Genomic DNA, 19,240 nt, shown 5'->3' with positions numbered 1-19,240 from the left:
CCTGCGACCAACCATGCGACCGACCATGCGAGGGACCGGGCCTCCTTCGGACGTATCCACGCGGGTGGGATCTATGGGGGTGGCCATGTGCGGTGGGATCTTTCGGGGGCCTCCCGCTGAGGGGCTCCATGCGGGTGGGCGGGTTCCGGGCAACTGACGCCCGGAACCCGCCCACCTCGTCGCTACGGGACCCGGGGCCCCGCGGCGACCGGCAGTCAGTTACAGGTGGTGACGCTCAGGCTGCTGTCGCCGCAGAGCAGGAGGCTCGCGCGGCTGCCGGTGTGCAGCTCCTCCGTGGCCTCGGGCTTGGGGGTCTCCATCGTCTGCAGGTCGAGAAGCGACATGATGATTCCTTTCGTTATGGGGACGGGGATGACTTTCTTGATCGACCCCGGTCGGGGCCGGCTTCAGGGCCGCCGGAGCGGCGGGAGGAAGGGCAGGTGCACGGGTTCGTCGTGCAGCGCGCTGCCCAGGGCGAGCAGACATCCGGCCGTGCCGGTGCTCAGGTCCATCGAGAGCCGCATCATCTGCTCACCGGCGAAGGCCAGATGGCCTTGGTAGGGGACGGCGCCCCAGGAGAGGGAGTCGATCTGGCGGCGCAGGTCCGCGGCGCCGGTGCCCGGTCCCGGGGCGGTGGTCCGGCTCAGGTACAGCACCATGCCGGCGGCACCGCGGAACAGTCCCGGCTGGGCGTAGAACTTGGCCTGCGCGGCCCGCACTATCTCGTCCCGCGTCGCCGCGAAGCCGTCATCGGGCCGATGGGAGAGGTAGTCGTCGAGCACCATACCGATGCCCACGCTGCCGGCGCCGAGGTAGGGCATGGTCCGCCAGCCCTCGTCGACCTGGAGGGTGCCCGACGCGCTTCGTACGCAGCGCGCCAGGTCACGTCGCAGGGCGTCCCCGGCCAGATCCAACAGCGCGCCGTCGCCGGTGCGTTCGTACAGCCGCAGGAACAGCAGGGCTGCCCCGCTGTCGCCGTGCAGCAGTCCGGCGCGGGAGGGTAAGGGCCCCTCCCCGGCGGTCGTCCGGCCGAGCCGATCGGCTACCAACTCGGCGCAACGCAGGGCCTGTTCGCGTAATCCCGAGGCGTCGGCGGTCTCGGCGAGGCTGTCCAACGCCAGCCCCACACCGGCAAGTCCACCGTGCAGGTCGGGGCCGATGTCCTGCCAGCTCTGCGCCGTGACGAGGTCCATCAGGTCCAGGGCCCGTGCGCGGTGCCCGAGCCGGTCGAGGACCCAGGCGACGCCGGAGAGACCGTCGTAGAAGCCGACGGGACTGCCCGAGGCGGGTGCCTTCGTCCGCTGCAGCAACCACTCCTCCGCCTGCGGACATCGCTCGGCGCCCGTCGCATCGAGGGCGTAGAGCACCCCGGCCGCGCCGTAGGCGAAGCAGGTCCCGCCGCCGGTGAGGGCGAACTGGGCGATATCGCCGGGAAAGATGCGGTCCTCCCGCGCCGGGGTGGCGGAGGCCAGCACGGCGCGTACGGCGGAGTCCCGGCTGCGGGGCCAGTCCGCGAGCGAAGCCGGCAAGTAGCCGTGCCCTTTCCCGCCGTCGGTGGATCCCGAGTGGGCCTGTGGCGGCCCGGCCGCCCCCGTGACGCCTCGATCGCCACGCAGAATCTCGTCGACCGCCGCGTCGAGGAACTCGGCCGGCACCGGAAACTGCTCGGCGGCGATCCGCGCCAGATGCCGGCTCTTGGCCCGGTCCACCGCGAACAGGCTGGTCAGCGGAAGGAACAGAGCCAGCCGCAGACAGGCCAGGGCATAGCGGTCGACGTCGGGGCCACGGCGGTCGGCGGGGGCCACGAACCCGGGGTTGGCGATCACCTGCCGACTGCCCGGGTCGTCGATGGAGGCGGCCTCGAAGTCCAGTAGCACCACCGAGGATTCGTCCTCGGAGAGCATGATGTTGAACAGATGGAGGTCGTTGAAGACCACCCCCCGGGCGTGGATCGCCTCGACGGCCTCCTCCACGAGCCGGTGCACGCGCAGTGCCCATTCGGTGTACTCGGCCAGCCGCTGCGGACTGGGATCGGACTCGATCAGCGGGTGCCGATGCGCGAAGAAGCTGTTGAGCGGGCGCCCCTCGATGTACTCCAGCACCAGGAAGGAGTGCTCGCCGAGCGTGAACCAGTCCAGCACCTCGGGGGCGCACCCCAGCCCGGACAGCCGCCGCAGGGCGTCCCGTTCCCGCGCGAGCCGGGTCACCGCGTCCGCCTCGTCCGCAGCCAGTCCGGCGTACGGACGTCCCTCCTTCAGCACCACCCGCTGCTGGGTCCGCAGGTCCCGCCCGACGTACACCCCACCGCCGTTGGAGAAGTGCAGCGCCCGCTCGATGGCGTACGGGAGGTCGGCGATGGCGGTGGCCGAGCGCGCCGCCAGATGCGGCTCGAGGAACTCCGGTGGCGAAACCCACTCCGGCACCCGGAATGCGGGCTCGCGGCGGTCGGGGACGAGCTGCCCCCGGTCGTCCTCCACGGCAGGACACAGCTCGCCCTTGTCGTCGTAGCAGTGCCGCTCGGTGAAGCCGCCGTAGCGCACGTACACCGGTCCCGCGCCCCAGCGCAGATCGCTGAGGATGTACGGACCGGGCTCACCGGCCAGCAGCGCGTCCAACTCCTCGGCGATCACCCGGCACTGCTCCTCATCGGCCGGATAGACCGTGATGAACTTGCCGCTCGCGCCCCGGTCGGTGTACTTGGCGTTGCGGATGTGCAGCAGATACCGGCTCGGCATGCACTTGAAGGCCACCGAGCGCGGTACGCAGTACTCCCAGACCTTCGTGAGCACCCGCTCGGCATTGTCGAGGCAGGCCGACACATGAATCTTCCAGCCCTGCGGGGGCAGTTCACGGTCGAGCGGCCGGAACGCCAGCCAGTCGCCCGAGCGGTGGCGCTGCCAACCGGCCGGTAACTCCCGGTTCAGTACCGGGTACTGGCCGCTGCGGCCCTGGGCGTCTCCGGACAGCCGGTGCGGAGCGTCGTAGAACTGGCGGTCGGCGTCGCAGAAGACCGCGTATCCCTTGTTCATCCCACTCCCTCGCCCGGTGACACCACGACGCTGTCACAGCCGCGGAGGCGTGAACCAGTCATGAGTGTCATGAAGAGATCGTGAGAAATGCATGTTTCGCGTGAAGGGCAGCGGCCGAGTCCGTGCCCACCTCCCCGACGCACTACCGCAGAAGCACCTCACGCCCGTCTTCGTAAGCGACCTCGTCTGACCGAGCGCCCTCCGGATGGGTGGGTTCTGCGGGAGCTGGAACCGGTAGGGGGCAGCGGGCGTTGTTCTCTACGCACCCTGCAGGAGAGAGGGAGCTGACCCAGACATGAAACGCCGAGAGGCAGACACCAGCAAACGTCTCTTACCCAACTTCCGGCCCTTCTTCCGGCCCTTGCGCCTCCTCCGTCTCCGTCTCTTGCGCATCCTCGTCGCCGCCGGAGCGCTCATCGCCGTGGCGGGTTGCGCCCACGCAGCTCCCGGGGGGTCCGATTCCGTACGGCCCAAGGCCTCCTCCGGCTCCTCCCCGACGGCGGGCGGGGCGGCGGCAGGTGGAGCGGCGGCAGGTGGAGCGGCGGGAGGCGCGTCAGGCGGAGATCAGTCCGGAGCCGGCTCGCAAGGGGGCGAGCCCACCAACGGTGCTACCGACCAGGGCGACCCCGTTGATGGCGACCCGAGTTACGGCGGTGACCCGGTACCGCCGGTCAAGCCGCCGCCCAAGGGGCATGGCAGGCCGCCGGTGGGCGGCGGCGTGGATCCGACCGGGGGCGCCGACGGCGGCAGCGGAGACGTGGGCGGCGGCATCGGAGGGACCGGCGAGACCTGCCCGCCCACCAGCGGCTCGCCTACTCCTTCCGAGGGAACGGGCTCGGCTACCCCGTCTGAGGGAACGGGTGTGGCCTCACCGTCCGAGGCGACAGACTCGGCTACCCCGTCCGAGGCGACGGGTTCGGCTTCCCCGGACGGCACCCCCTCGCCGAGCGAGACCTGCCCCTCCCCGTCCGGCACATGAGCGGTGACCCGGCGCCCCCGCCCGCCGCGCCACCTCCAGCGCGTTCCACCCCAGCCGGTGAGGAACGTACGGCGACCTCCCTCCTCGGCAGCGTCATCGCCCAGGCCTCCTTCCTCGTCGCCGTCATGTACTTCCTGGGCGCGATCTACATGACGGCCTACTACAGCTACTTTCGCGTGGACTCCTTCAGCCTCGGCTTCGGGTTCGCGGAGATGGCGATCCAGAGCCTCAATGTCGTCACCGCTCCGCTGGCGATCGTCAGCGTCCTCGCCGTCCTGGCCCTCCGTCACCTGGCCACCACCCCCGCCTTCGACCTCACCGCACAATCGGACACCGACCAGACGCACCTGGAATGCCTCATACGCACACTGCAGCGCGCCCTAAGAGCCGTTGCCCGGGCTCACCTCTACATCGTCGGAGCCGGTCTGGTCCTCCTGCTCCTCTGGTTCTGGCTCGGCGAGTTCAGATGGACGGCGCCCATCCTGCTGGGAGTCGGCGTGCTCCTGGGCCAGAGCCCATGGGTCCACAACCAGGCCGCGAGCGGGGGCACCGCAGTGCCGTCCGACGCCGATGTGGGCACCGCCGTACGGCCCGACAGCGACAGCGGCACCACGGCGCCGTCCAGCACCGACGGGAGCACCACGATGCCGCAGCCCGACGCCGTGCTGCCCGGAATGTGGGGTCGCGCGGTGCCGGTCTTCACGGCCGGTCTGCTGGTGATGTGGGGGCTCAGCCTGGGCACCGCCGGGCTCGGCGAGCGGGAGGCCCGGCAGGCCGCCGCCAACCTCGTGCGCCGTCCCGCCGTCGTCCTCCTGAGCGCCGACCGGATCAGCCTGGCCGGGCCCGGCGTGGAGGTGTCGGACCTGGGCGCCAAGGTCCACTACCGGTACCGCTACACCGGCCTGCGCCGCCTCATCGAACGCAACGGCCGTTACTACCTCCTCCCGCTCGGCTGGAACCACCAGACCGGCCCCACCTACGTCATCCACGAAAGCGACGACCTTCGCGTCGAACTCTTCCCCGGCATCCAGGACGAGTGCGGTGCCTGGTGCACGGAGGGATAGGGGCGGTGTGATCCAAACGAAAAGCGCCTAGGTGTACTGACCCGCGGGGTTGTTCACGCGGGTGATGGGCGGCTGTTGTGGTGCTCGGATAGTGCGGGCATCCAGAGTGCGGCGCGGATCACTCACAGATCAGCTCCGATCCAGGCCATTGCCGCCCCATCTCTGCTTGGCTGGTGGCTCTGACGATCACAGGAGGTCGATACACATGGCGCTCACGCATTGGGGGTTCATCTACACGGCGGACGGCAGCGGGGCAGGTGGCGATGTCAGGGTCGTGGACACGGGTACGTGCCGCAGTGTCTTCGTCGGGGTGGCGAAGCCTGAGGAAGGCATCGAGGCCGCGCGCCGCCTGGTGGGCGAAGGTGTGCAACTGATCGAACTGTGCGGGGGGTTCGGGCCCGTATGGGCCGGGCGTGTCATCGAGGCGATCGACGGCGCGGTCCCCGTGGGGGTGGTTGGCTATGGGCCCGAAGCGGTCGATCAGGTGCACGCGATTTTCTCCTGACCTGTGCCGGCTCCTTCACTCCGATCGCGACCGTCTCCTCCAGGTGCAGATGCGAAAGATAGGCGGCTGATCACTTCGCTCAGCGCCAGATACAGCGCGTGCCGGGCGTCCGGCAGGGCCTCGACAGGGGCGTCGAAGCTGAACCACACTCTCTTCGCGGCCATGCCCAAAGCGGTAGGAGCCTGGAGCCTGTCCGGCGGATCATGTGGCTACTAGGCTGCGGCGATGGAACGCGTAACCGATGTACCCGAGAGCTCTGCCCGGTCTGCAGATCGGGACCAGGTGAACGACTACGACCGTTTCGCCGAGGCGTACTCGGCGGAAACCGAGAACAACCTCGTGAACGCGTACTACGCGCGGCCCGCGATGTTAGCCCTCGCCGGTGACGTGGCCGGCCGCCGGATCCTGGACGCCGGTTGCGGCTCGGGCCCCCTGTCCGCTGCGCTGCGGGAACGCGGTGCGGTCGTCACCGGCATCGACGCCAGTGCCGGGATGCTGGCGCTGGCCCGGCGGCGGCTCGGTGCCGACGCGGCCCTGCACATGGTCGACCTGAGCGATCCCCTGCCGTTTGACGACGGTGCGTTCGACGATGTGGTCGCGTCGCTGGTGCTGCACTACCTGGAGGACTGGGGGCCGACGCTGGCCGAGTTGCGGCGCGTGCTCAAGCCCGGCGGCCGGCTGATCGCGTCGGTGGACCACCCTTTCGTGGCCTACACGATCCAGGATCCTCGGCCCGACTACTTTGCGACGACGAGCTATTCCTTCGACTGGACGTTCGGCGGGCAGTCCGTCCCGATGAGGTTCTGGCGCAAGCCACTGCACGCGATGACCGATGCCTTCACCACCGCCGGCTTCCGCCTCACCACCATCAGCGAGCCGCAGCCCGACCCGGCCGCCCGTGAGCTGTTCCCCGACGACTTCCGGAGCCTGTCGACCAAAACCTGCTTCCTGTTCTTCGTCGTCGAGGTACCGCCGGCGGCTGCGGGCTCGGACGGCTGAGCCCGTCCTGTGATCCAACTGCCTGGGTGGGTGTGCCAAAGGCAGCATCGGGAATGATCTCCGGCCGGCAGGATGGAGCCATGGCGGAGTCCCAAACGATCAACTACATACGGGTCGGCGAGATCCTGACCGAACTCGGCATGATCACCCAGGAGAAGGCGCGAGGCGTCGTGGACCACTTCGGCGACCTCGCGCACGACGAACTGACGTCGTCTGACGACATCCTCGACACCCTCGAATCCTTCGGCGTGGCCGTCAGCATCCACGCCGACGACGTCGACTTCGCCGACGAGCACTATCCGTGGCTCCTGGAAGAGGCGGCAGCCCTCACCGGAGGAAAGGTCACCGTCGACAACTTCCGCTTCGACAAGGAAGACGAGGACGACGAGGAGTGCGGCCGCGGAACGCTGTACTTCGACCGCAACGGCGAGCAGCTCTCCTTCCTCATCGAGCAGGAGTCCAACGACTACCTCGACATGGGCGCGGCACAGGCCGCCATCGAAGCGCTCAGCCCCGACGACGACCCCCGGACCTTCCGTTGCATCGACAACGGCCCCGAACATCCTCTCGGGAGCACGGACGATGTCATGGTCCTGGCTACCGAAGAGCAGCGGGAAGGGCTTCGCCGGCACTTCGGCATCACGTTCCACGAACCGTGGTGAGGGCGACGAGCCCGTAGGCGTCGTTGAGGGACCTTGGATGACGGCGGCGCGAAAGGGGCTTGTTCCGGGCCGCCGGCCTGTAGTCCGCTGACCTCATGAGGAGCATGAGGAAGCGGAGTCTGGCCACGCTGATCGCTGCCCTGGTCGCGGGATCCCTTTGTGCCGGCGCACCGAGCCCGCGTGCGGAAGCCGCGCAGGCCGCGGGAACCGGCGCCGGCACGCCATCGCCGGCCGGCGCCGCCCCACAACTGGGCGTCGATCTGGACACCGTGACGATCCCGCAGCTACAGGCGCGTATGACGGACGGTTCGCTGACCTCGTCGGCACTGACCGGGGCCTATCTGCGGCGGATCAAGGCCATCGACCCCGAGATCAACGCGGTGCTGCGCACCGACCCGACGGCTCTGCGCCAGGCGGCCGCCAGTGACGCCAGGCATCGGGGCGGCGGCGTCCGTGGCCCGCTCGACGGCATTCCCGTCCTGCTCAAGGACAACGTGAACACCCGCGACCTGCCCACGACCGCCGGGTCGCTGGCATTGGCCGGTAGCCCACCGGACGCCGACGCCGCCCTGGTGGCCCGGCTGCGGGACGCCGGAGCGGTGATCCTCGGCAAGACCAACCTGTCCGAGTGGGCGAACTTCCGTGCGGCGAAGCCGACTTCAGGGTGGTCGGCGGTGGGCGGGCAGACCCGCAACCCCTATGTACTGGACCGGAATCCGTGCGGGTCCTCCTCCGGTTCGGCCGCCGCGCTCGCCGCGTCGTTGGCGCAGGTGGCGATCGGCACCGAGACGGACGGCTCCATCGTGTGCCCGGCCGGGATGAACGGGGTGGTCGGCCACAAGCCCAGCCTCGGTCTCGTCAGCCGGGCCGGTGTGGTCCCGATCTCCGCCGAGCAGGACTCCGCGGGGCCCATGGCGCGCAACGTGATCGACACCGCGCTCACCCTCGCGGTGCTCAGCGGTAGGGACCCCGCGCGCCAGGGTGCTTCAGCAAACCTCCCCGACCGGATGACGCGCTCCACCGGGCTGCGCGGCAAACGGATCGGACTGTGGCGACTGCCCTCGCTCGGGGCGAAGGTGGATGCGCTGATGACCCGTACCGCGCAGCGGCTGCGCAGCGCGGGAGCCGAGGTCGTCGAGGTGACACCCCCGTACCAGAAGCGTCTGGCCGCACTCGAATTCCCGGCGCTGCTGAGCGAGTTCCATCGGGAGATCGACGCCTATCTCGGTACGCGCGACGGGCCGCGGAATCTCGCCGGGCTGATCGAGTTCAACCGCACGCACCCGGCGGAGCGCAGCTGCTTCGCCGGCCAGGAACTGTTCGAGCAGGCACTCGCCGCGCCTCCCACCACCGACCCGAAGTATCGTGCGTTGCGTGCCGAGTTGACGGATCTCGCGCGGCGATCCATCGACGAGACCATGGCCACCCATCAGTTGGACGCCATCGCCTCGCCGGCGAACCCGCCCGCCTGGACGACCGACTGCGCGCGGGGCGACAACGACATCATCCCGTCCTCGACCCCCGCGGCCGTGGCCGGTTACCCGTCCTTGTCGGTGCCCGCCGGGTTCGTCGACGAGCTGCCCGTGGGGCTGCTCCTGATGGCGGGTGACCGCGAGGACGCCAAGCTTCTGTCGCTCGGGGGTGCGGTGGAGCACCGACTCGACGCCTGGCGGGCGCCGCGCTATCTGCCTTCGGTGGGGGCCGGCGCGCCTACGGTGGGAGCCGATGCCTCCCGATGAACGGAACGGTCGTCCGGTGACGGCTTCCCGGTCGGGAACGAACCGGGCGCCATGACGCAGGGCGGCCGTGCCGGGCGGCAGGTGGCGGGTCAGGGTCTGCGGAACGACGACGACGGTGTGGTGGTCCAGGACCAGGTGCCGAAAGCCCGGCACCGGCTCCTCCTCGACGGGGAAGCGTTCGCCGGCGCCGTGGAGCGCGGCGAGGAGCGCGTCATGGAAGGCCGGTGCGATATCGCGTCTGATGGCCCGCAGTGTGTCGCCGCGCAGCTCGCGCAGCGACAGCTCGGTCCGGCCGGTGAGTCGGTGGCCGGCGGAGACGGCCACGACGAGGTCCTCCCGTACGAGCGTCAGGCGGGCCAGGTCGGACCGGTGCGGGAGGCTGCGGGAGAGCGCCAGCACCGCGTCGATGCGACCGTCCCCATCGAGGAGACCTGGGGCGCGATGGCCGAGCTGGTCGCCGCCGGCAAGGCGCGCCACCTCGGCATCTCCGAGCACCTGCCGACGATGCGCCAGCTGGGCATCGGACTCGTCGCCCACAGCCCCATCGGGCGCGGTCTGCTGACCGGCGCCCTCAGCCCGCAGACGTACGGCGAGCGGGACTTCCGCCGCACCGGGCCCCGCTTCCAGGGCGAGAACCTGGCCCTGAACCTCGCCCTCGTCGAGCGCGTACGGACGCTGGCCGAGGCCAAGGGCGTCACGCCCGCGCAGCTCGCCCTGGCCTGGCTGCTGGCTCAGGGGCCCGACGTCACCGCAGTTCCCGGCACCAAGCGGGTGCGCTACCTGGAGGAGAACGCCGCCGCGGCCGATGTCGCGCTGACCGCGGGCGAGTTGGCGGCCCTCGACGAGGCCGTGCCGCGCGGAGCGGTGGCGGGGGAACGATACGACGCGGCCCGGCTGGCGCAGGTCGACGTGTGACCGAGCCGGCCGGGCGGGTCGGCCGGGGCCTCGTCACCTCGGGCGGAAGTCGGGAAACCCGGATCAGCTCAGGAGGCGAACCGGTGCCGCTTCCGTGCTGCCGGCGGTGAGGAGCTCGGCCAACTGCCGTGCGGTGTCGGTGGGGTGGGCGGCGTGGAGGAGTTCCGTACGGTGAACCAGGCGGGGTTCTGCGACCGGGACCGCGGTGACGTCGGGGAGCGTCGCGGCCAGGGGGAGGGGAAGGGCGGTGAGTCCGTGGCCGGCCGCGGCGAGGGCGGCGAGGCCGAGGAGGTCGGTGCCGCGGTGGCGGATACGGGGGCGGAAGCCGTCGGTACGGCAGACGGCACGCAGCCGGTCCAGGGGGAGCGCGGAGTCCGGGGCGTCGATCCACTGGGCCTGGCTCAGGTCTGTCAGCCGGACCGAGCGGCGCCGCGCCAGCGGATGGCCGTCGGGGAAGAGCACGGCCAGCGGCTGCTCGGCCGTCGCGAGGGTGCTGGCGGGGCCCAGGTCCGGCAGCGGAAGCGGGTCGCTGGGGGCGGCGACGCCGTCGACGAGGCCGAGGTCGGCGCGGGCGGTGAGGACGTTCTGAACCACCGTCTCCCGGCCCAGGATCTGCACGTGGAGGTCCAAGGGGTCGGCGGCGGCCCGCAGTTGGGCGAGCGTCCGTGCGACGGCGGGGTTCAGGGCGGCCGGCGAACAGGCCAGGGTCAGCCGGGTGGGGCGGGCGTGGTGCAGGCGGGCGAGGTCGGCGCGGGCGGCGTCCAGGCGCAGCAGCAGGGCAGGAGCGTGCTCCATCAGCCGGGCGCCGGCCGCGGTGGGGGAGACCGGCCGGCGTTCGACGAGCCGGGTGCCCAGGTCGGCTTCGAGCGCGGCGATGTGCTGGGAGACGGCGGACTGGGTGTAGCCCAGGGTCGAGGCGGCGTGGGAGAAGGAGCGGTGTTCGAGGACCGCGACGAAGGTGCGCAGCAGATGCGGATCCATGAGCATCAGTATCGCTTATGCGGAGTGTATGAATCATCGTTGGACGCGATACGAGGTGTTCGGCAGGATCGGCGGCATGAACCACACCGCACGCATCGCCCTGGTCGGGGACCGCTCCGACGCCGTTCGCTCCCACGCCCGCATCCCCGGCCTGCTGGAGGCCATCCGCGTCCGGGACGGGCTGGATCTGGACGCCTACTGGATCGCCACACAGGACGCCGGTCAGGGCATGGACGGCTTCGACGCGGTCTGGGTCCTGCCGGGCAGCCCCTACCGAAGCGAGGCCGGCGCCCTGGCCGCGATCCGCGCGGCACGCGAGAGCGGCATCCCCTTCCTCGGCACGTGCGGCGGCTTCCAGCACGCGCTGTTGGAGTTCGCGCGCAATGTCTGCGGCCTGGACCGCGCCGCCCACTCCGAGAACGACCCGGGGGCCGCCGCCGAGCAGGCCGTGCTGGTTCCGCTGGCCTGCTCGCTCGTCGGCCACGAGGGCACCGTCCGGGTCACCCCCGGCTCCCGGGCCGCCGCTCTGCTCGGAACCGACCGTGCATCGGCGCGCTACCACTGCAACTACGGGCTCAACTCCGACTATCTGGACGTCCTGCGCGCACACGGTCTGACGTTCACCGGCACCGACGAATCCGGCGAGGTCCGCATCGCCGAACTGCCCACCCACCGCTTCTTCCTGGCCACCCTCTTCCAGCCCGAACTGGACGGCGACGGGACCCGGGCCCACCCGCTGATCACCGGCCTGGCCCGGGCCGCGGTCGACCATGCGACGGGAGGTGCGGCCACGGCGAGCGCCAACGGGTGACGCATGAGGCGTCATCACCACCCGGACAGCACAACCGAATCTCCGCGTCGTACCCGTCACTCCGCGTTAGCCTCGATCCCGTGGACCACGGGGCGGTGACGGGTGCGCCCGCCACGGAGCGTGGAGATTCCTGACCGCCATCAGGTAGATCCCTGTGTGTCACTGCCGCTTTCCGGCGCGCAACGGTCATCCTTTTTGCAGCGATGTGCGGTGCTACGAACCACCCACCGACAGCATGACGACCTGGCGAGGCGAGCTGTGCGAGTTCTGATTCCAAGCCCCGGCACCTGGGGTGACGTAGCTCCGTACCTCGGGCTGGGCAGGCGGTTGAAGGCCGCCGGACACGAGGTGACCCTGGCGTGCCATGCGCGCTTCGAAGACGCGGTCCGCGCGCACCGGCTGGGCTGTCGGACTCTGCCGCTGGACCCGATGGACTTCATGACGTCCGAGATCGGCCCAACGCCCCCGCGCAGCCTCATCCGAGAGATTCGGCGAAGCCTCCTCCCGCAGATCGCACGGGGGATCCTCGACGCCTCCCGAGGCGGCGTCGACGTCCTCCTGACCGGCCTGGTGACCCATCCGATCTGCGCGTTCGTCGCCGAAGGCGTGGGGGCGCGATGCCTGGGCACCTACCTCCAGCCGATGCGTTCGGCCGTACGGTTCGGTCTGAACGGCGTCGTGCCCGGTCGCTTCCGGGACCGGATCGTCGAGGCCGCCGTGGCCAAGAGCGCGGGCCTCAACATCGCCCCGTCCCTCAACGTGCTGCAACAAGACCTCGGACTCCCCAAACAGGCGACCAGACGCGCCCTACGGGCCCTGCGCACCGAGACGGTGTGCCACGGCTACAGCCCCATGATGGTGCCGCCGCTCGCCTCCTCCTCAGCGCGACAGCGGACCTGCGGATACTGGTGGCCGCCGCGCCCCGACGGCTGGCGCCCGGACCAGCGGCTGGTCGACTTCCTGGACTCCGGCGGCAAACCGGTGTTCATCGGATTCGGCAGTATGGCCATGGGAGACGCGGAGCAGTTGAGCGGGCTGCTCGTCCAGGCCCTGAAGAAGGCGCGGCTGCGCGCCGTGGTCCAGTCGGGCTGGCTGGGGATCCACATGGCCGGCGACGATGTCCTCACCGTCTCCGAAGTCCCGCACGACTGGCTCTTCCCCCGTATGGCCGCGGTGGTCCACCACGCGGGCGCGGGCACCACGGGCGCGGGCCTGAAGGCCGGGGTGCCGGCCGTTCCCGTGCCGGTCCACTTCGACCAGTTCTACTGGGCCTCCCGACTGGCCGCCATGGAAGTCGCCCCCGCCCCGATTCCCCGCCGCCGGCTGACGGCGGACCGCCTGGCCGACGCGTTGCGCGCCGTCGTGGACGGACCGGTCTTCACACAACGGGCCCGGGCGATCGCCTCCCACCTCGCCGCGGAGGACGGAGCCGCCCCCGTACTCGCCGAACTGGAACAGATGGACTCCTGCACCGCTTCCGCGTGAACCACTCGCTTTGAGGGAGCCGGTCTTCGGAGTCGGCCTTGCGCGCGGCTGGTCGGGCTTGAGTTCCCGCCCTCCGACCGCAGTGCCGCACCCAACGGGTGCTGCGCCGCGGCCTGGAGGGCGGGTCGGTCTATCAGCCTTTCTCGTTGCTGTGGACGGCCGCGGCCCATGTGGCAAGCAGGTGCTCGTACTCGTCCTGCTCCTCGGGCCATAGCGGCCGACCGATGCGGGCGGCCATGAAGTCGCGTATCGCGCGATTGGCCTCGGCTGTGGCGTCAGGGACGCAGTGGGGCGCCATGACGTAGATGATATGCGGTGGGTTGGTATGGGGCCATTACCGCTTTTGGCTGACTCTGGCAACCTCTGCCCTTGACGTGACCGCCACGCGAGACGCGCGGAGAATTTCTTCGTCAGCGGAGCACTTTTCGTTATCCGGCGCCGTCACCGGGGTCTCCCTTGTGCGGTCCGCCTACGCGGCGGACCGCACGGACCCATATCCCCTACGGGCCAGGGCTATGCAGGCCCCACGGCTGCACAGGAATCGAAACCATGAACAACGACGACGAACTCCAGTGGGTAGTACTGCGCGACGGGACGTCGACCGGGACCGAGACCGGCACCGGAAGCCCAGCCGGCGAGCCCGCCTCACACCGCCGTTCCACCCCGCCCGGGCCCGCCGGCCGGCACGCGCGCACTGCGCCGCGGGGCGGAACCCACCGCGCCGTCAGCGGCGGTCCCAGTACCCAGCGGAAGGCCGTCCTGCTGGCGGTGGCGGCCGCGGTCGCCGCGGGCGGCTGCTCCCTGGCGCTGATACGTCCCGGCTCCGGCCCCGACCAAGAGCTCGCGGCGGACCGGTCCCCGGCGGCACAGCCCACGGAAGCCGCCTCCGTCCTGTCGGCACCGAACAGCGCCTCACCCACGCCCCCACGCCACAAGGCGTCGGCCTCCCCCTCCGACGCCGAGCGGCACGGCAAGCGGCACGCCCCCCAACGGCCGCGGAAGACCCACCCAGAGAGCAGCTCGAAGACGACGACCTCCGACACGCCGTCCCGCACCTCCCGCACGGAGGCCGGGGCGAGAGCCAAGGCCCCCACCGCACCGCGGGCCGCGACCGGCACCGCCGCGCGGTTCGCCCAGAAGGTCGTCGACCTGGTCAACGACCAGCGGGCCCAACACGGCTGCGGCCCGCTGACCGTCGACCCACGGGTGCAGAAGGCGGCGCAGGCGCACTCGGACGACATGGCCGCCCGTAACTACTACGAGCACAACACCCCCGAAGGCGTCGACCCCGGAACCCGGATGACCAATGCCGGATTCCGGTGGAGCAGCTGGGCCGAGAACATCTTCAAGAGCCCCAAGGATCCGGCCACGGCACTGAAGGGCTGGATGGAAAGCCCCGGACACCGGGCCAACATCCTCAACTGCTCCTACAAGTACACGGGCGTCGGCGTGAACCTCCGCTCCAACGGCCCTTGGTGGACCCAGGACTTCGCCACCGGGTCCTGACCACGGAAGGTACGCCGCAACGGCGGCTCGGTACGCCCGAGCCGCCGGCGGAACCCCTGGCTCTGTGGCACGCCCACTAGCTCTCCGGGACGTCCTTGATGAACACGATCCCGTCGTATCCGGCCAGGTGGGTCGGGTCGAGTGGGAAGTAGCCGAAGTAGGGCGACACGTGGGGGGTGGGCAGTGTGTCGCCCACGGCCGCGGTCAGCCTGGGGGCGTCGACGACATAGCGGTCCTCCGGGAGGGCGTACAGCAGACCTTCGAGGGTGTCCGGCGGCGGGGTGTCCACCCCGTGGTGCCGAAGCGTGCCGAGGGCCGTGGCCAGGAAGGCATACTCCTCGCCCAGGTGGGCGCTGACGAGCGCGCCGGCGCTCCACCACTCCAGCGGCCGGCCACCCATCCGCATCGAGCTCTGGTCCCGCTGGAGATGGGCGTTGTGGGCGTGGACCAGTGTCGGACCCCGTTCGGCGAGGGCGAGGAGGTTGTCGGCCATCATCCGGTCCCGAAGGCTCACCAGCCATGTCATGCGGGCCGGTGAGGTGTCGGCCATCCAGAAGTGGTAGCGCAGCAGGCCGGTGGCGGTACGCCCGTACAGGCGCGCCCGGTCCCAGTCGCCCCGCGAGGTCGCCGTGAGCAGCCGCGGTGTCTGCGCGTCGAGCAGCGCCACCAGATCGTCGGCGAGCAGCCGCAGCTCCTTGGCTTCGGCCGACTGCCCCACGGACAGGGCCGGGTCCATCATCGCGTCGGGACGGGTCCACCGGTCGTCGGCGCCGAGCAGTCGGTCGAGTATTTCCGCGGTGCAGGGGAGCAGGTCCGCGTCCACTTGAGCCGCGAGGTAGCCGTGGAGTGCGATGAGGGACTGCCGGGGGCTCGCGGCGCCGGTGATCTCCAGCGGGCCGTCGAAACCGGCGAAGCGGAGCTGCTCGGCCGCGGGCCGGCCGTCGTTGTAGTCGCGCATCCAGCGCACCAGCTCGCGGTTGGCCGCGGAGGTCCCCCAGCCGTGGCTGAATCCGCGCGCCATGACCTCGTCGAGGGTGCCGGTTCCCGAGGTGACGTAGTCGTCCACCACCAGGCCCATCATGCAGTCGCTCTCGATCGTGATCGTCCGATAGCCCTCCTGCTCGACGAGCTGGCGGAAGAGCTCGTTGCGCAGGTCGAGCAGAGTGTCCTCGCCGTGGGTGGGCTCGCCGAGGGCGAGCAGTCGCGGCCGGGCCGGGAGCAGCCCCATGACGGCCGCGGCCTCGACGGCATGGACGGTGTCCTTGATGTCAGTAGCCATACCTTCAACGGTATCGTTGAACCCTCGGTTGAAACTTTTCGACGATATCGGCGGCCCCATGGGACGAAACCTTAAAAACGGCGAACGCCTCAGGCCGGTTGACCTGGCGCGCGGGCACGGTCTTTCCACGCAGGCGATCAGGAACTACGAGGAGGCCGGCATCCTTCCGGCCGCCGGTCGCACCCCCACCGGCTACCGCACCTACACCTCCGTGCACGCGGGGGCCCTGCGCGCGTTCCTCGCCCTGGCGCCCGGCCACGGCCACCAGACGGCGACGTCGATCATGCGGGCGGTGAACGAGGACGCCGCCGAGGAGGGGTTCCGCCTCATCGACGAGAGCCACGCCCAGCTCCTCGACGACCGCCGCACCCTCCAGGCCGTGGAGAACGCCCTACGCGACCTGGATCCCACAACGGCGTCCGGGCCCGGTGCGAGGTCGGAGCCGGCCGCGGTGTCCGGGTCCGGCGGCACGTTCATCGGGCCGCTGGCGGAGCAGCTGGGCATCCGGCCCGCGACGCTGCGCAAATGGGAGCGCGCCGGTCTGGTGCGCCCGCGCCGCGACCCGGTGACCGGGTACCGCGTCTACGACGAGGCCGACGTGCGCGACGCCCGCCTTGCCCACCAGCTCAGGCGAGGCGGCTACCTGCTGGAGCAGATCGCCCCGCTGCTCGCCCAAGTACGGGCGGCCGGCGGGCTGGAGCCGTTGGAAGGCGCCCTGCGCGACTGGCACGCCCGGCTGTCCGCCCGCAGCCGAGCGATGCTGACCGGGGCCGCCGAGCTGGAGGCGTACCTGCGGCTTCGCGGATGAGCCTCGGCCGTCGGTGACCAAGGGGTCCGCGTTACGGCCAGGTGCCCGCTCAGCGAGCCATGAAGCGGCTCAACTCACGGGCCGCGCCGCGAAGTTGCTCCAGACGGGCATGAGCGCTGGTGAGGGCGTCCACACCTGCACCCGGCACCTGGACGTCCCTGTTCTGGGCGTAGGCCGCGGCGTCGTCAGCCGGCCGGCCGAGTTCGATGCCGGCTCGCTCGGCCAGCACCAGCATGGTGGCAAGGAACGCCTCGGAGAGCGCGATCATGACCGCGTGGCCCGTTCGGAGGTGTCGCTCCACCAGAGCGTCGACGAACGTCTTCAGGGCCGCGGGGTCGATCTGGCACTCGTCGTTGTGCATGGGACCGATGCCGGACGCCAGGGCGAGTTCGGCTTCGAAGACGGAGACCTGCCGCAGGAACAACCGGGCCGCACCGTTGGAGGGGTTCCACAGGGTTTCCCCGCCCAGGTCGAAGTACTGGCTCACCGCTTGGTCTCCTCGCCGCTCATGGCGAAAGGGTAGCCAGGGCGGCAACAGCCGTCTTCAAGTTGAAGAGAGCGCGGGCACCCGGCGTGCCCCCGCCCCTAACATGAACTGTTGCGGCATTCAAAGGGGGATCGATGCTTCAGTTACGTGCCTTCCTCGGTCCCGGGGGCGGAACACGCGCGACCAATCGGCGGCGGATTCTGATAGCAGTCATGATCAAGGCGGATAGCCAGACCGGAATTGCCCGTCGGACCCAGCTGTCCCAGGGGACGGTGTCGAGCGCCGTCAAAGAGTTGGAGCGGGACGGTGTGGTCCAGGTAGACCGTGCCGCGCATTCGGCGGGCGCAGGACGGGGAACGCTGGTGCAGCTCTGCCCCGCGGACGGCGTCGCGGTCGGTGTGCACATCGGGTACAGCGAGGCGACGGTGGTGGCTCGCCGGGTGGACCTGGAACACGGCGACGTGTTCGTGCAGCACACCCGCGGCGGAGCCGATCACGGCCTGCAAGCGGTGCTGCCCCGGATCAAGGAAATGATCGGCTCCGTGGTGGACGAGACCGGCCTGGGTCTCAAGGATGTGCTCTCGCTCGGAGTTGCCGTTCCGGGAATGCTGGATCCCCGTCTGAACCGCTTCGCCACACCCGTGCTCCCGCCATGGAACGCGGAGGACGACCCTGCCGGAGGGCTCGGGGAATGGCTGCGTACGGCGGGCGGAGCCATGGTGCCCGCGGTGCAGGACAACGACGCCAACCTCGCCGCGCTGGCCGAGCAGACCTACGACACGGAAGAGCACGCCGAGACGCTGGTCTACGTCAAGGCGTCCACGGGAGTCGGCGCGGGTGTGGTGATCGGCAACCGCGTGATCAGAGGCGAACGCGGTATGGCCGGGGAGATCGGGCACCTCACCCTCCGGCCCGATGGTGCGATGTGCCACTGCGGCGGCCGTGGCTGCCTGGACACCATCGTCGGCGGCGACGCACTGGTCGGCCAGGTCCGCCAGGCGCTCAAGGCCCGTCGCGCCACCGACCTGCCGCGCGATCTGCCCTCCTTGATAGCCCGGGCCAAGGCCCAGGACGCGGTGTGTCTGCGCGTGCTCCAAGACGCCGGGCACACCCTCGGTTTCGCCCTCGCCCAGGTGTGCAACCTCCTCAATCCGAACTTGATCGTGCTGGGCGGGCACCTGGCCTCCGCGGGGGACATCGTGCTGGAGCCCTGTCGGCAGTCCCTGCGCCGCTACGCGCTACGTGGCGCGGTGTCGGACGGGTTCAGGCTGAAGCTGAGCGCCCTCGACACGCTCGCCGAGGCGCAGGGGGCGCTGGTACTGGGCCTGAGCAAGCACGAGGTGAGTGGCGAGGAGTGAGGGGCGGAGAGCGGGATCGGGCAGTGAGAGCCGGGCGGTGAGAACGGGGGAGTGAGAGGTGAAGCGGGCCGGGGCGTGGGGGTACTTTCGGTCGGACTGGAGAGGCGGCACAGGCCGCTGCCGCGGCGATGGCAATTCTTGGCATGACGACCGGATCGGCGTAATCGCACGCCGAACTCCATAAATTGAAGCCCCATAGACGCCTGAGCCGTATGCGAGGTTCAGATTGCTCTCCGGCTCTCCGAGGACCGCTGTTCTGTATCGCGCAGACCGTTCTCACGGCATGTCTCTCGGCTTCAAATTCCCCCTTGCCATCGGGTAAGGTCAGAAACGGTCCGGCGTACAACGCAACACATCAACAGTCGGACAGGACTTCTTATGCGCCCAGCGCACCCGCCCCGGATCACCAAGGTCATCAGGTGGAAGTCATGACCTCATCCTCACCCCCCTCCTCATTCCGCGAAGGCGAACGCGCCGCGGGAAACGCGGAAGGCGAGGAGCCGGACGACGCATACGAACCGCCGGTGGTCATCGACCTCGGGCCGGTACGCGAGGTGACCCTCGGCAGTTCGAGCAGCGGGACGGCCGACGCCAACTCCCAGTACTACTGGTAGGCACGCGCTGTGTCGTCGC

General features: G+C 70.3%; 18 protein-coding genes and 1 pseudogene. 12 read left to right on the top strand and 7 right to left on the bottom strand.

The window, feature by feature from the left end:
* Window positions 1–215: 215 nt before the first annotated feature.
* Both WAB15_RS04195 and lanKC read right to left on the bottom strand, forming a co-directional pair.
* On the bottom strand, window positions 216–344 hold the full coding sequence (locus WAB15_RS04195) for a SapB/AmfS family lanthipeptide (protein WP_136738041.1): 129 nt from the start codon (window positions 342–344) through the stop codon (window positions 216–218).
* A gap of 63 nt (window positions 345–407) precedes the next feature.
* Window positions 408–3,029, bottom strand: a complete 2,622-nt coding sequence (lanKC, locus tag WAB15_RS04190; RefSeq protein ID WP_407285371.1) for a class III lanthionine synthetase LanKC — start codon at window positions 3,027–3,029, stop codon at window positions 408–410.
* Window positions 3,030–4,004: 975 nt separating this feature from the next.
* Between lanKC and WAB15_RS04185 the strand changes: the two genes are divergently transcribed.
* From WAB15_RS04185 to WAB15_RS04165, 5 genes are all read left to right on the top strand, one after another.
* Complete coding sequence (locus tag WAB15_RS04185) at window positions 4,005–5,072, top strand: hypothetical protein (protein ID WP_407285370.1); 1,068 nt, start codon at window positions 4,005–4,007, stop codon at window positions 5,070–5,072.
* A gap of 205 nt (window positions 5,073–5,277) precedes the next feature.
* Window positions 5,278–5,577, top strand: a complete 300-nt coding sequence (locus WAB15_RS04180) for a DUF6506 family protein (RefSeq protein WP_407285369.1) — start codon at window positions 5,278–5,280, stop codon at window positions 5,575–5,577.
* Between the two features lie 225 nt (window positions 5,578–5,802).
* Window positions 5,803–6,576 carry a class I SAM-dependent methyltransferase gene (locus WAB15_RS04175; RefSeq protein WP_407285368.1) on the top strand — a complete coding sequence of 258 codons (774 nt, stop codon included), beginning with the start codon at window positions 5,803–5,805 and terminating at the stop codon, window positions 6,574–6,576.
* 80 nt (window positions 6,577–6,656) lie between these two features.
* Window positions 6,657–7,238 (top strand): hypothetical protein, encoded by a 582-nt coding sequence (locus WAB15_RS04170; RefSeq protein WP_399144752.1) that lies wholly within the window; start codon window positions 6,657–6,659, stop codon window positions 7,236–7,238.
* 104 nt (window positions 7,239–7,342) lie between these two features.
* Window positions 7,343–8,977 (top strand): amidase, encoded by a 1,635-nt coding sequence (locus WAB15_RS04165; protein ID WP_407285367.1) that lies wholly within the window; start codon window positions 7,343–7,345, stop codon window positions 8,975–8,977.
* A gap of 132 nt (window positions 8,978–9,109) precedes the next feature.
* Here WAB15_RS04165 and WAB15_RS04160 read toward each other — a convergent pair.
* Window positions 9,110–9,376: pseudogene (locus WAB15_RS04160) on the bottom strand (LysR substrate-binding domain-containing protein); the annotation flags it as partial.
* Between WAB15_RS04160 and WAB15_RS04155 the strand changes: the two are divergent.
* Complete coding sequence (locus WAB15_RS04155; RefSeq protein WP_407289157.1) at window positions 9,281–9,892, top strand: aldo/keto reductase; 612 nt, start codon at window positions 9,281–9,283, stop codon at window positions 9,890–9,892. The pseudogene WAB15_RS04160 and the gene WAB15_RS04155 sit on opposite strands and share 96 nt — an antisense overlap.
* Window positions 9,893–9,955: 63 nt before the next feature.
* Here WAB15_RS04155 and WAB15_RS04150 read toward each other — a convergent pair whose 3' ends face one another.
* Window positions 9,956–10,873, bottom strand: coding sequence for a LysR family transcriptional regulator (locus WAB15_RS04150; protein ID WP_407285366.1), 918 nt, complete (start codon window positions 10,871–10,873; stop codon window positions 9,956–9,958).
* 76 nt (window positions 10,874–10,949) lie between these two features.
* On the opposite strand from WAB15_RS04150, the gene WAB15_RS04145 reads away from it, so the two are divergent.
* On the top strand, window positions 10,950–11,684 hold the full coding sequence (locus WAB15_RS04145; protein ID WP_407285365.1) for a glutamine amidotransferase-related protein: 735 nt from the start codon (window positions 10,950–10,952) through the stop codon (window positions 11,682–11,684).
* A gap of 102 nt (window positions 11,685–11,786) precedes the next feature.
* Window positions 11,787–13,169, top strand: coding sequence for a glycosyltransferase (locus WAB15_RS04140; RefSeq protein WP_407285364.1), 1,383 nt, complete (start codon window positions 11,787–11,789; stop codon window positions 13,167–13,169).
* Window positions 13,170–13,302: 133 nt separating this feature from the next.
* On the opposite strand, the gene WAB15_RS04135 is transcribed toward WAB15_RS04140, so the two are convergent.
* A complete protein-coding gene (locus tag WAB15_RS04135; RefSeq protein ID WP_384426141.1) occupies window positions 13,303–13,467 on the bottom strand; it encodes a hypothetical protein in 165 nt (54 codons plus the stop codon).
* Window positions 13,468–13,718: 251 nt separating this feature from the next.
* Between WAB15_RS04135 and WAB15_RS04130 the strand changes: the two genes are divergently transcribed.
* Window positions 13,719–14,675 (top strand): CAP domain-containing protein, encoded by a 957-nt coding sequence (locus WAB15_RS04130; RefSeq protein ID WP_407285363.1) that lies wholly within the window; start codon window positions 13,719–13,721, stop codon window positions 14,673–14,675.
* Between the two features lie 76 nt (window positions 14,676–14,751).
* Here the strand turns inward: WAB15_RS04130 and WAB15_RS04125 are convergent, their stop codons facing one another.
* On the bottom strand, window positions 14,752–15,954 hold the full coding sequence (locus WAB15_RS04125; protein WP_407285362.1) for an erythromycin esterase family protein: 1,203 nt from the start codon (window positions 15,952–15,954) through the stop codon (window positions 14,752–14,754).
* Between the two features lie 58 nt (window positions 15,955–16,012).
* Between WAB15_RS04125 and WAB15_RS04120 the strand changes: the two genes are divergently transcribed.
* Window positions 16,013–16,762, top strand: coding sequence for a TioE family transcriptional regulator (locus WAB15_RS04120; protein WP_407285361.1), 750 nt, complete (start codon window positions 16,013–16,015; stop codon window positions 16,760–16,762).
* 49 nt (window positions 16,763–16,811) lie between these two features.
* Here WAB15_RS04120 and WAB15_RS04115 read toward each other — a convergent pair whose 3' ends face one another.
* A complete protein-coding gene (locus WAB15_RS04115; RefSeq protein ID WP_407285360.1) occupies window positions 16,812–17,249 on the bottom strand; it encodes a DUF6086 family protein in 438 nt (145 codons plus the stop codon).
* A gap of 134 nt (window positions 17,250–17,383) precedes the next feature.
* Between WAB15_RS04115 and WAB15_RS04110 the strand changes: the two genes are divergently transcribed.
* Window positions 17,384–18,607 carry an ROK family transcriptional regulator gene (locus tag WAB15_RS04110; RefSeq protein WP_407285359.1) on the top strand — a complete coding sequence of 408 codons (1,224 nt, stop codon included), beginning with the start codon at window positions 17,384–17,386 and terminating at the stop codon, window positions 18,605–18,607.
* A 428-nt stretch (window positions 18,608–19,035) separates the two neighbouring features.
* The gene (locus tag WAB15_RS04105) at window positions 19,036–19,221 is read left to right on the top strand and encodes a lasso RiPP family leader peptide-containing protein (RefSeq protein ID WP_407285358.1); all 186 of its coding nucleotides are present in this window, start codon (window positions 19,036–19,038) and stop codon (window positions 19,219–19,221) included.
* Window positions 19,222–19,240 lie beyond the last annotated feature (19 nt).

Origin of the sequence: Streptomyces sirii, from assembly GCF_045690365.1 — a bacterium.
GTDB classification, from domain to species: domain Bacteria; phylum Actinomycetota; class Actinomycetes; order Streptomycetales; family Streptomycetaceae; genus Streptomyces; species Streptomyces sirii.
The sequence above is the reverse complement of the archived record's forward strand: the minus strand, read 5'-3'. Positions and strand labels throughout refer to the sequence as shown.